At 66.5% G+C, this 11873-nt stretch carries 8 protein-coding genes; 2 read left to right on the top strand and 6 right to left on the bottom strand.

The window, feature by feature from the left end:
- Positions 1–96: 96 nt before the first annotated feature.
- The 3 genes from glgX to treZ form a co-directional block, all read right to left on the bottom strand.
- Positions 97–2253: a glycogen debranching protein GlgX gene (gene glgX, locus AADJ02_RS01060; RefSeq protein ID WP_341211140.1), complete on the bottom strand. Its 2157-nt coding sequence runs from the start codon at positions 2251–2253 to the stop codon at positions 97–99.
- A gap of 177 nt (positions 2254–2430) precedes the next feature.
- Entirely contained in the window at positions 2431–4836 is a 2406-nt protein-coding gene (gene treY, locus AADJ02_RS01055) for a malto-oligosyltrehalose synthase (protein ID WP_341211139.1), read from the bottom strand.
- Positions 4836–6596, bottom strand: coding sequence for a malto-oligosyltrehalose trehalohydrolase (treZ, locus tag AADJ02_RS01050; RefSeq protein WP_341211138.1), 1761 nt, complete (start codon positions 6594–6596; stop codon positions 4836–4838). The genes treY and treZ overlap by 1 nt, the downstream gene beginning before the upstream one ends.
- Positions 6597–6749: 153 nt before the next feature.
- Between treZ and AADJ02_RS01045 the strand changes: the two genes are divergently transcribed.
- Entirely contained in the window at positions 6750–7544 is a 795-nt protein-coding gene (locus AADJ02_RS01045) for an SDR family oxidoreductase (protein ID WP_341211137.1), read from the top strand.
- Positions 7545–7627: 83 nt separating this feature from the next.
- Here the strand turns inward: AADJ02_RS01045 and AADJ02_RS01040 are convergent, their stop codons facing one another.
- Together AADJ02_RS01040 and AADJ02_RS01035 are read right to left on the bottom strand one after the other, a co-directional pair.
- Positions 7628–7999 (bottom strand): rhodanese-like domain-containing protein, encoded by a 372-nt coding sequence (locus AADJ02_RS01040; protein ID WP_341211136.1) that lies wholly within the window; start codon positions 7997–7999, stop codon positions 7628–7630.
- A gap of 78 nt (positions 8000–8077) precedes the next feature.
- Positions 8078–9259, bottom strand: a complete 1182-nt coding sequence (locus tag AADJ02_RS01035) for an ammonium transporter (RefSeq protein WP_341211135.1) — start codon at positions 9257–9259, stop codon at positions 8078–8080.
- Positions 9260–9504: 245 nt separating this feature from the next.
- Between AADJ02_RS01035 and AADJ02_RS01030 the strand changes: the two genes are divergently transcribed.
- Positions 9505–10644 carry a class I SAM-dependent RNA methyltransferase gene (locus AADJ02_RS01030; RefSeq protein ID WP_341211134.1) on the top strand — a complete coding sequence of 380 codons (1140 nt, stop codon included), beginning with the start codon at positions 9505–9507 and terminating at the stop codon, positions 10642–10644.
- A gap of 80 nt (positions 10645–10724) precedes the next feature.
- On the opposite strand, the gene AADJ02_RS01025 is transcribed toward AADJ02_RS01030, so the two are convergent.
- On the bottom strand, positions 10725–11870 hold the full coding sequence (locus AADJ02_RS01025; protein WP_341211133.1) for an iron-containing alcohol dehydrogenase: 1146 nt from the start codon (positions 11868–11870) through the stop codon (positions 10725–10727).
- Positions 11871–11873: the final 3 nt, after the last annotated feature.

The following is an 11873-nucleotide window of genomic DNA, read 5'->3' as shown; positions in this document are numbered from 1 at the left end:
AGCTACGGACGTTCTCCAAGAGCCTGACGTCACACAAGAGAAGGGCCGGCCCGGAAATCCGGGCCGGCCCTTTTGATTGATCGGGACGTTGCGCGATCAGGCGGTCTCGGCATCCTTTGCCGGCTTCGCTTTGCCGTCGGCTGCTGCGGCCGCATCCTCGGACATGACCTCGGCCTCGTGATCCGGCACCCAGACCACGACCGACTGCCAGCCAACTCCGACCATGCCCTGTTCGGGAAGATCGCAAGCCACCGGGTCGAGCGTGGTGTCGATGGCCCGCCGCCAGCCACCCTTGGGCAGCTTGAACTCGCAGTTGTCGCCGGAGTTCAGCACGACCATCACCTCGCGCCCGTCGCTATGTGGCACGAGACGCATGCCAAAGCAGCTCAAATCCGGGTTCTCCCAGTCGCCCGGCTCCATCGAGCGGCCCTCGGGGTGACGCCAAGTGACGGTCGGACCACCGTTGGGGGCGTCCTCGGGGGCCTTGGCGAACCGTAGCCGCGCCAGACCGCCCTCGGCCTTGCGGAAGGCCATGAGATCGGCCACCGCACGGGTGATCTCCTCGCGCGCGTTGGCCCAGTCGAGCCAAGCGATCTCGTTGTCCTGACAATAGGCGTTGTTGTTGCCCTGCTGGGACTGACCAAAGTCGTCGCCCGCGAGAAGCATCGGCACGCCCTGGCTCATCAGCAGAGTCGCCAACATGGCCTTGACCCGGCGCACGCGGCTCTCGTTGACGCTCTCGTCATCGGTCGGGCCTTCGATCCCCATGTTGTCGGAGAGGTTGTTGGAATGGCCGTCCTTGCCGTCCTCGCCGTTCGCCTCGTTGTGCTTCTCATTGTAGGAGACCGTGTCCCACAGGGTGAAACCGTCATGCGCGGCGAGAAAGTTGATCGACGAGGTTGCGGGGCGGTGCGAGTGGTTGAACTGCACCGGCGAGCCGGTCAGACGCTCGGCCATGGCGGGCACGAGGCCCTTGTCGCGTCGCCAGAAGGCGCGGGTGTCGTCGCGCGCCTTGTCGTTCCATTCGCGGAACGGCCAGGGAAATCCGCCGACCTGATAACCGCCGTCGCCGATGTCCCACGGCTCGGCGATGAGCTTCACGGTCGAGAGCACCGGGTCCTGACGGATGGCCGCAAAGAAAGAGCCTTCGCGCTCGAAGCCCATCGCCTCGCGGCCCAGCGTCGAGGCGAGGTCGAAGCGGAAGCCATCGACATGCATCACCTGCACCCAGTAGCGCAGGCTGTCGAGCACCATGCGCAGCACCATCGGGTGCTCCACATTGAGGGTGTTGCCGGTGCCGGTGGTGTCGAAGCTGTGGCGCTTGTTCTCGGGCGAGAGCAGGTAATAGGAGGCGTTGTCGATGCCGCGGAACGACAGCGTCGGGCCCATCTCGTTGCCTTCGCAGGTGTGGTTGTAGACCACGTCGAGGATCACCTCGAGCCCGGCGGCGTGAAACTTCTTAACCGCCTGTTTCACTTCGCGGTAGTGACCCGACTTGAGGAAGGGCTTGTGCGGCGCGAAGAATGAAAGCGTGTTGTAGCCCCAGTAATTCGACAGGCCCTTTTCGGCGAGGTGGCCGTCATTGGCAAAGGCGTGGATCGGCAGCAGCTCAACCGCGCTGGCGCCAATTCGGGTCAGGTGATCGATGAAGGCGTCGGAGGCGAGTCCATCAAAGGTGCCGCGATCCTCCTCGGGCACGTCGGGATGCAGCATCGTGGCGCCCTTGACGTGGGTTTCGTAGATCAACCCGTTTTGCCAGCGGCGGCGCAGCGCGCTATCCGCTTCCCAGTCGAACTCGGTGTCGACGACTACGCCCTTGGGTACGAAAGGCGCGCTGTCGCGCGGATCGGGTCCGGCCAGATCGTCGCCCGGCTGGGTATAACCGAAGACGGCCGGATCCCAGACGATCTCGCCCACGAGTTCGCGCGCATAGGGGTCGAGTAGCAGCTTGTTGGGATTGAAGCGGTGGCCTTCCTCGGGGGCCCAAGGACCGTGCACCCGGTAGCCATAGACTTGGCCCGGCCCGACATCGGGCAGATAACCGTGCCAGATCCCGCCTTCCATGCGCGGCATGTCGAGGCAGGCCAGCTGCTCGCGGCCCTCGTCATCAAAGAGGCAAAGCTGCACCGCGGTCGCATTGTCGGACCAGAGCGCGAAATTGGTGCCGTAGCCGTCGTAATTGGCGCCCAGCGCGTCGGAACGCGAGGCGGCAAGATCGAAAGCGGGCTGGTTCGGTTGGATATCCTTGGCCATCGGGATCAGTGAACTCCGTAGCGGCGCCCGGGACGAGCGGCGCGGATGACCGGCGCGGGGCGCACGCCGGAGAAGGGAAATATGGGGATGCGGGTACACGCGAACGCCCCCGCACGCATTGGAGGCTGCAGCGGCAACGCCGCAGCGGCGAAGGGGTTCCCCCCTTCGCCGCGCAGCTCACTCCTGCGCGGGGTGCCAGTCGAGGCAGACCGCGGCGTCGAGATCGGCCTCGTGGCGCGGCCAGATGCGCTGCGGCCCCGGCTCGGTCCCAACCGCATGGCCCTGGCGATCAATGCTCACCTCGAGCCGCCCCTCGGGCCCCTCGCGGGTCAATACAAGCCGATCGGCCGTCGGCGCATCAAGCCGGACCTCGGCGGTCGCGAAGAACTCCGGGCGCAGGCGACGCAGCGCCAGCCCCGCGCAGATCAGCCGCGCCTTGCGGCCTGCAAAGCTGTCGAGACCCGGCGCGGGCTCTGCCGCCGGTCCGTCGGTCGCCACGGGACCGGGTATCTCGTCCAACGGCACGTCTTGGGCAAAGCAGTCGGGTGCGCCGCGCATGGCCAGACCGGCAATGGCCCGGAAATCCACGGCCATGCGGTTGTCGGGATCGGTCAGCTGAAACGCCCCGACCTCGGTGCCCTGATAGATATCCGGAATGCCGGGCATCATCAGCTTCAGCGCCGTCTGCGCCAGAGACAGCGCCTCGCCGCGGGTCATCAACTGACCCGCGCCTGCGGGCAGCTCACCGCCCCAGCTTTCGGCCAGTGCCTTGGCGAACCGCTGCGCCGCGGCCTCGGCTTCGGTGTCGGGATGGGTCCAGGTGGTGACCTCCTTGGCCTCGCGCATCGCCTTGTCGACGTGCTGGCCCAGACGTTCGGCGATGTCGCCGCGCCCTGCTTCCCACATCGCCAGAAGCGTCTGCAGGATATACCAGCGCAGGTTCGGGTCGATTTCCTTGGCCCCGTCGACGGTTTCGCTGTGCTCCCACAGCGCAAGGAACGCCTCCGGCAAATGGCTCACGGCAACAAGCCGCATCCGCGCATCTTCGGACCGCTTGGTGTCATGCGTCGAGGTCAGCGTCATCTCGGAAGGGGCGCGGCGTTGCAGCCAGCCCGACAATTCCTCGGCGCTGATGGTCGGCTCGTCGGGATCGGCACCGACCTCGTTGGCGGCGATGTATCGGTTCCAGCGGAAGCCCGCCGTATCCTCATGCGCCTTGGCGAGAAGCGCGCCGGTGACCTGCTGGAACCGGACCTGCAGCGCCCGTTCCTCGGGTGTTTCGGGATCGACGAGAAAACCCGTAAGGCGGCTCACCGTAGCATCCGAGCGCAGGTTTTCGCCCGCCTCGGCGGCGACCCGCTCCATCAAGGCGCGCTCATCTTCCGAAGGCGCCTCGCCTTCGGCGAAATAGGTGCGGTAACGCGGGAAGGCGACGAGCAGCGCGATCACCGCCTCGCGCAGCGCCTCGTCGCCGATCTCGAGCGCATCCTCGGGGCCGACGGCGGTGCGCGCCATGTCGATGAGCTGGTGCATCTCAGCGGCCAGTTCCTGGCGGATCACCTCGTTCTTGGCCTTGAGAAGGGCATCGTGAAAGCTGCCCTCGCGGCCCGTCTCGCGGCGCCAGCTTTCGTCGAGCCGGGCCAGCCCTTCGGCATCGGTGAGGATGCGCGAGATGGCGCGTGCCGCCTCGTAGCCGGTGGTGCCCTCGATCGGCCATGAGGCGGGCACGGTCTCGTCGCCGGTCAGGATCTTTTCGATCCAGATCGGCGTGTCGCCCACCTTGGCGCGCAGCCGACGCAGATAGGCGGCGGGGTCCGCGAGCCCGTCGATGTGGTCAAGCCGGATGCCCTGTACCTGATCGCGGTCAAGCAGTTCGAACAGCAACGCGTGCATGTCGTCGAACACCGCCTCGTCCTCGACCCGCATGCCGATCAGGCCGGTGACGTTGAAAAAACGCCGGTGCGTGACGCCATCGCGCTCGTACTCCCAATGCGTCAGTCGCCAAGGCTGGGCCGCATGGGCGTCGCGGATCGCCTGTGGATCGCTGCGCATCTCTTCGGAAGGCAGCGTGCCTTGGGTCATCGGAATGGCGAAATGCTCGGTGGAAAGCTGCGGCCCGTCCTCGCCCTGCTCGAGCCGGAAGGCCCCCGCCTCGAGCATGTCCTCGAACGGCTCGCCCAGAAACGGCAGCACCAACCGCCCCTTGGCCCAATCGATATCGAAATGCCGCGCATAACGGCTGTCCTGCCCGTGGCGCAGAACGTCGCGCAGCCACGGGTTTTCCAAATGAAACGCGGTGTGGTTCGGCACGATGTCGAGGATGATCCCGAGCCCCGCCGCCTTAGCCGCCTCGGCCAGCGCGTCGAACCCCGCGCGACCGCCCAAGGTCGGGTCGATCTCGGCGGCGTTTGTCACGTCATAGCCATGGGTGGAGCCGGACGCCGCGGTGAAGATCGGCGACAGGTAGAGATGGCTGATCCCCAGACCGGCCAGATAGGGCACGAGCCGTCGGGCCCGATCGAAATCAACGCCCTCGCGCAGCTGCAGTCGGTAGGTGGCGCGGGGAAGGCTTTTGGCGGTCATCAATTGCAGCTCACGATCAAAGCAAATGCGAAGGGATCGGCGGCGGGATCGCCGATGGCGAAATCATGCGGTTCGGTGGTGGGCGGCGTATCGGGGGGAGAGCCGAGATTGATCCGTGCCACCACATACCCATCCTTGAAAGGCCACAGCGCCGAGATCGCACGCGGCCCCGTTCGGGCGACACGCGCGGGCCCGGCACGGCCCGAAACCATCAAAGGCACGATGCGCTCGGCGCGCAGTTCAAGCAAGCTCCGCGTAAGTTCGCGCCAGCGCTGCATCTGCTCCGGGTCACCCTGGAAGGGGCGCGAGCGCTCGAAGGTCTCCTCGGCGTTGGGGTCCGGAACCTTCTCGCCAAAGCTGAGGAAATCCTTGAACTCCCGCTGCCGCCCTTCGCGGGTAAGCCGCGCAAGCTCGCCCTCATGGTCGCAAAAGAACAGGAACGGCGCGGTCTCCCCCACCTCCTCGCCCATGAACAGCATCGGCACGAAGGGCGCGGTGAGCAGCATCGCATGTGCCACCTCGACGGCACGCGGATCAGCCAGCGACAGCAGACGCTCGCCCAGCGCGCGGTTGCCGACCTGATCATGCGTCTGATTGGAATTGACGAAGCCGGTCCACGGCAGATGCGAAGCAGGACGCCCACGCCGCGTCTCCTTGCCGTGGCGGGGCTGGCCCTCTTCGACATGGCCACGCGTAAGGGCCAGCACCAGATCGCCGATCGGGTCGTGGGCAAAGGGAGCGTAATACCCCTCCTTTTCGCCCGTCAGCGCCGTGTGCACCGCGTGATGGTAATCGTCGTTCCAGCTCGCCACATAGCAGCCGGTGTCGCGCAGTTCGGGCTCGTTGCGCTCGTCCTCGGTGATGAGGTGGATCGGCCGGTCCAGCCCTGCCGCATGCACCCTCTCGCCCAGTTCGACCAGCACATGGTGCGGCGAGGGGTCGATGATCTGATGCACCGCGTCGAGCCTCAGCCCATCGAGCCGGTAGTCGCGCAGCCAGTAGAGCGCGTTCTCGATAAAGAATTCGCGCACCGCAGGCTTGGTAAAGTCGATCGCGGCGCCCCAAGGGGTGTGGCGTTCTTCTTCGAAGAACTCGGGTGCATAGGCGTGCAGATAGGCGCCGTCGGGGCCGAAATGGTTATAGACCACGTCGAGGATCACCATCATCCCGGCGGCCTGCGCCGTCTCGACCAGCTCCTGCATCTCCTCTGGCGTGCCGTAAGCCGGGTGCGGCGCATAGGGCAGCACCCCGTCATAGCCCCAGCCACGCGCGCCCTGCCATTGGCCCACCGGCATCAGCTCGATCGCGGTGATGCCCAGATCGGCCAACTCCTGCATCTTGGCACCCGCAGCCTTGAAGGTGCCCTCGGGCGTGAATGTGCCCACGTGCATCTCGTAGATCACCGCCTCGTCCCAGGCCCGTCCGTCCCAAGCCTTGCGCCAGTTGCGCGCAGCGGGGTCGACCAGCGTCGAGGGGCCATGCACATCGCCCGCCTGTTTGCGGGCCGCCGGATCGGGGCGGCGTTCGCCGTCGATCAGATAGGCGTAATCGAGACCTGCCTCGGCCTTGGCCGTGACGCTCCAAAAGCCGTCATCGTCCTTTTGCATCGGCGTCTCGTCGCCGTCGAGCCAGAGCGCGACCTGGCTGGCCGAAGGCGCCCAGAGGCCGAAATGCCAACGCCCTCCGCCCTCGGGCCGCGCACCCCAACGGTTGCGTGATGCGGTTGCGCCGTTGGCCGCTGGCGATATGTCCTGCGTCATGTCGATCCTCTTTGCCCCTGAGACGCGAACAGGTCGGCGGGGCTGCCAGTTCCATGAGGCGTGAGAACTCGTGGGGGAACAAGTCGGGTTTTCGGCTCTTGTGCCGCCAACGGGCCACACCCGGCCCCTCCCCGATCAGGAATGGAACATCGCATGGATCTCGGCATCAAGGGCAAGCGCGCCCTCATCACCGGCGGCTCGGGCGGCATGGGCATCGAAGTGGCCAAGTTGTTCAAGGAAGAGGGCGCGCACCCCTTCCTCACCGACATCGACGAAAAGGCATTGAAGAAGGCCGAGGCGGAGATCGGCGGCGTGGCGGGCACCATGGTCGCCAACCTGACCGACACCGGCGACATCGCCAAGCTCAAGGACCGGCTCATCGAACAGGGCGGCTGCGACATCCTCGTGCATGCCGCCGGCATCACCGGTGCCAAAGGCGATCCGCTGGAGATGGCCGACGAGGACTGGATGGAGGCGTGGGAGATAGACTTCATGTCCGCCGTGCGCCTCAGCCGCGCTCTGGTGCCCGGCATGGTCGACAAGGGCTGGGGCCGGGTCGTCTTCGTGACCTCCGAAAACGCGGTGCAGCCCTATGCCGACGAGGCGGTCTACAATGCTGCCAAGGCGGCGCTCTTGAACTTCACCAAATGCGTGTCGATGCCCTATGCACCCAAGGGCGTGTTGTTCAACACCGTCTCGCCCGCCTTCATCGAGACGCCGATGACCGATGGCATGATGGAAAAGCGCGCCGAGGAGCTGGGCGTCAGCATGGATGAGGCGATCGAGAGCTTCCTCAAGGAGGAGCGCCCGTTCCTGACGCTGGGCCGTCGCGGCAAGGTGGAAGAGGTCGCCCCGGTGATCGCGCTGCTATGCTCGGATCGGGCCAGCTTCACCGTCGGCTCGGCTTACCGCGTCGATGGCGGGTCGGTCGGTACGATGAATATCTGACGCCCGTTCCGGAAAACGATTGTTCGGTAGAAAAAGGGGCCGCGTCATCGACGCGGCCCCTGCCCTTCAGATCAACGGCAGGATCAATCCTCCATCGGGCCGCCGGCGTCTTTCCAGTCGCCGATGCCACCGATGTTGGTGACCTTCTCAAAGCCCATCTCCTTGAGCGTCTTGCCCGCGAGTGCCGCCTGCCCGCCCGCGCCGCAGACGAGGTGGATGTCGGCGTCCTTGCGGAACTTCGGTTCGTGGTACTGGCTGTTTTCGTCGGCCATGAACTCGATGAAGCCGCGCGGCGCATGCAGCGCGCCCTTGATTTTGCCGGTCTTGGCGATGGCGCCCGAGTCGCGCACATCAACGAAGAGCGCGTCCGAACCGTGCTTCTTGATCGCTTCCTCGGCCGGAATGCGCGGGACCTGAGCGTTGGCCTCGTCGAGATAGTCCTTGGCGGTCTTCATGGGTGCCCCCTGAAATTGATGACGGCGCAGCCCCGATGTGGGACCGCGCCGCGAAATGTAGCCTGCGCCCTGCCCGGCTCAAGAGGCCGCGTCGTAGGCCCGCTCGCCATGCACCGCGAGGTCGAGCCCCTCGGTCTCGATGTCGCGGCTCACCCGCATCGGCGTCACCAGCCCGACGAGCTTGATCAGAACGATGGTCGCCACGACGGTCCAGATCCCCACCACGGCGAGACCGCCAAGCTGCGCCGTCCATGTACCCGCGCCGAACACCGCGATCATGATAGTGCCGAAGATGCCGCCCACCCCATGCACCGCAAAGACATCGAGCGAATCGTCGATCTTGAGCCGCACCCGGAACAGATGCACCGCCTCTTGGCACAGCACGCCCGCAACCGCACCGATGATCAGCGCCTCGACGGGGCCAACGAAGCCCGAGGCCGGGGTGATCGAGGCCAGCCCAGCGATGGTGCCGGTCACGAGGCCCACGAGCGAGGCCTTGCCGAATTTGAACTTCTCCCACAGCGCCCAGGTGAGGGAGGCGGTGGCGGCGGAGATATGGGTCACGGTGATCGCCATCGCAGCGCCGCCGTCGGCGGCGAGCTGGCTGCCGCCGTTGAAGCCGAACCAGCCGACCCAGAGCATGCCCGCGCCGATCATCACGTAGCCGGGGTTATGCGGCGGGGTGGTGGTGGTGCGGCGCGGGCCGAGAAACAGCGCCAGGAGCAGCGCCGCGAGGCCCGCGGTCTCGTGCACCACGATGCCGCCCGCGAAGTCGCGCACGCCTGTTTCGCCGAAGATGCCGCCATCGGCGAGCATGCCGCCGCCCCAGATCCAATGGACCACAGGTGCATAGACAATGAGCATCCACAGCGCCGAGAAGAGCAGCACAAAGCCGAAGCCCGCGCGCTCGACATAGGCACCGACGATCAGCGCAGGCGTGATGATGGCAAAGGTCATCTGGAAAGCGAAGAACAGGATCTCGGGCAGCGTGCCCGAGAGGCTGGCCGCGTCGACGCCCGAGAGGAACGCCTTGCCCAGCCCCCCCCAGAGCCCGCCGGTGTCGGGGCCAAAGGCGATGGAGTAGCCGAACATGAACCACAGCACGCTCATCAGACAGGCGATGGCGTAGCAATGCATGAACACGCTGAGTACGTTGCGGGCGCGCACAAGCCCGCCGTAGAACAGCGCCAGACCCGGCAGGGTCATGAACAGGACCAGCGCCGTGGCGGTGATGATCCAGGCCGTATCCGCTCCATTCATCCAACGATTCCTTTCAAAAATCCATGCGGCAGGGGATTGCGGCGAGAAAGCTGACGGGGGCGGCCAATTAAACGGCAAAGCCTTGTGACGCTGCGCAATTTGGGGGCGATGCATGAACCGCCCAATATTTGTGCTGTTTGCGGTGCGAATGACCTGAATGTCGGCTTGTCCGAAATTTCGCCCCAACTCGCCCTTGGTGCGAGAAATCCGTCGCGGCAGCCGCCCGATGCCGCTATGGGACGCCCATGACCGACACCATATTCGAGATCTTCCTGCAGGCCCCTCCGGGGCTTGAGTCCTTGCTGGCCGACGAGGCCCGCGAAAAGGGTTTTGACGCCCCCGCCGCCGTGCCGGGCGGCGTCACCACGCGCGGCGGCTGGGAAGAGGTCTGGCGCGCCAACCTCGAGCTACGCGGCGCGGGGCGTGTTCTGGTGCGGATCGGCGGCTTCATGGCCTTTCACCTCGCACAGCTCGACAAGCGGGCGCGCAAGTTCGCTTGGGGCGAAGTGTTGCGACCGGGCGAGACCGTGCGCGTCGACGTGGTCTGCCGCCGCTCCAAGATCTACCATGCAGGTGCCGCGAAACAGCGCATCGAAACGGCGCTCGAAGCCTTTGGCGTGGTGATCGCCCAAGGCGGCGAGGAGGCCGATGACACCGATGCATCGGCCATCGCGATCAAGGTGCGGATCGAGGACAACGAGGTGCTGTTCAGCCTCGACAGCTCCGGCGCGCCGCTGCACCGGCGCGGCACCAAGCAGTTCGTCGGCAAGGCCCCGATGCGCGAAACGCTGGCGGCGCTGTTCCTGCGCGCCTGCGGCTATGACGGCCGCGAGCCGGTCTATGATCCGATGTGCGGATCCGGCACCTTCGTGCTGGAGGCCGCGGGGATCGCCGCCGGTGTCGCGCCGTGCCTGTCGCGCCCCTTCGCCTTCGAGCGGCTGGCGAGCTTTGACGCCGCGCGCTGGGCGCAGATGCGGGATGGCGCCGCCAGTGCTGTGGCCACTGATCTGCGCTTTACTGGCTCGGACCGGGACGCGGGTGCCGTATCAGGTGCCAACGCCAATGCCGAACGCGCGGGGCTGGGCAGCGTCGCGTCGTTCCGCCATGCCGCCGTGAGCGACGCCGCGCCGCCCGAAGGGCCGCCGGGCCTCGTCATCGTCAACCCGCCCTACGGCGGGCGGATCGGCAACAAGAAGCTGCTCTACGGGTTGCACGGGGCGCTGGGCGAGACACTGCGCCGCAACTTTCGCGGCTGGCGCGTCGGCATCGTGACCAGCGAGCCGGGGCTGGCGCGCGCCACCGGCCTCCCCGTGACGCCTTGGGGTCCGTCGGTTCCGCATGGCGGGCTCAAGATCACCCTTTTCACAGCCCCGCCGATCGGTTGAAGGTCGGGCACCTGCCTCTCCAATAACCTGCCGCCCGACGGGACAGGGCTGTCCCCTCGGGTGGTGCAGCCGCGGCAGGGCTAGAGACAGGCGCGCAGCAGGTCTTCGGTGTTCTGCGCGGTCATCTCGACCGGGTTGCCGCCGACACTGGGGTCGCGCAGGGCCGAAGCCACGAGCGCGTCGATGTCCGGGTCGCTGACGCCCAGCGCGGTCAGGCTGGCCGGGATGCCGAGGCTGCGGTTCAACTCTCCCACGAAGTCGAAGAAGCCCTGATAGCCGCCTTCGATCCCGAGATAGCGCGCCGCCATTTCCAACCGGTCCTCGATCGCCGCGCGATTGAACGTGAGGACGGGCTGCATCACCACGGCGTTGGTGGTGCCGTGATGGGTGTGATGCACCGCGCCGATCGGATGGCTCAGCGCATGGATCGCGCCGAGGCCCTTCTGGAACGCCGTCGCACCCATCATCGCCGCCGACATCATCTGCCCGCGCGCCTCGATGTCACTCCCATCCGAGTAGGCGCGCGGCAGGTAGTCCTTGACCAGCCGCATCCCTTCGAGCGCGATGCCCTGACTCATGGGATGGTAATGCGGCGAGCAGTAGGCCTCGAGACAATGAGCAAAGGCGTCCATGCCGGTGCCTGCGGTAATCGCGGGCGGCATGCCGATGGTCAGCTCGGGATCGCAGATCACCACGGCGGGGAGCACCTTGGGATGGAAGATGATCTTCTTTTCATGCGTCTCGGAATTGGTGATGACGCTGGCGCGGCCCACCTCGGAGCCGGTTCCGGCGGTGGTCGGCACTGCGACGATGGGCGCGATGCCCGCCGGGTCGGCGCGGGTCCACCAGTCGCCGACATCCTCAAAATCCCACAAGGGCCGGGTCTGTCCTGCCATGAAGGCGACCATCTTGCCCAGATCGAGCCCCGAGCCGCCGCCGAAGGCGATGACCCCGTCGTGCCCGCCCTCGCGATAGGCCGTCACCCCGGCCTCGACATTGTGCTCGGTCGGGTTCGGATCGACCTCGGAGAACATCGCACGGCCCAAGCCCGCGGCTTCCATCAGATCGAGCGTGGCGGCGGTGATCGGCAGCCCGGCCAGCCCCTTGTCGGTGACCAAAAGCGGGCGCTTGATCCCGGCGGCGGCGCAGGCCTCGGCGATCTCGGAGATGCGGCCCGCACCGAAGCGGATCGCGGTGGGATAGGACCAGTTGGCGCGCAGGCTCATGTC

The organism is uncultured Limimaricola sp., assembly GCF_964022235.1.
Classification (GTDB): Bacteria; Pseudomonadota; Alphaproteobacteria; order Rhodobacterales; family Rhodobacteraceae; genus Limimaricola.
This window is presented reverse-complemented; position numbering and strand designations above follow the sequence as displayed.

Excerpts from the sequence above, each read along its gene's own strand:
- AADJ02_RS01025 (WP_341211133.1), bottom strand. The coding sequence starts at position 11,870 with ATGAGCCTGCGCGCCAACTGGTCCTATCCCACCGCGATCCGCTTCGGT.
- AADJ02_RS01030 (WP_341211134.1), top strand. The coding sequence starts at position 9,505 with ATGACCGACACCATATTCGAGATCTTCCTGCAGGCCCCTCCGGGGCTT.
- treZ (WP_341211138.1), bottom strand. The coding sequence starts at position 6,596 with ATGACGCAGGACATATCGCCAGCGGCCAACGGCGCAACCGCATCACGC.
- glgX (WP_341211140.1), bottom strand. The coding sequence starts at position 2,253 with ATGGCCAAGGATATCCAACCGAACCAGCCCGCTTTCGATCTTGCCGCC.
- treY (WP_341211139.1), bottom strand. The coding sequence starts at position 4,836 with ATGACCGCCAAAAGCCTTCCCCGCGCCACCTACCGACTGCAGCTGCGC.
- AADJ02_RS01035 (WP_341211135.1), bottom strand. The coding sequence starts at position 9,259 with ATGAATGGAGCGGATACGGCCTGGATCATCACCGCCACGGCGCTGGTC.
- AADJ02_RS01040 (WP_341211136.1), bottom strand. The coding sequence starts at position 7,999 with ATGAAGACCGCCAAGGACTATCTCGACGAGGCCAACGCTCAGGTCCCG.
- AADJ02_RS01045 (WP_341211137.1), top strand. The coding sequence starts at position 6,750 with ATGGATCTCGGCATCAAGGGCAAGCGCGCCCTCATCACCGGCGGCTCG.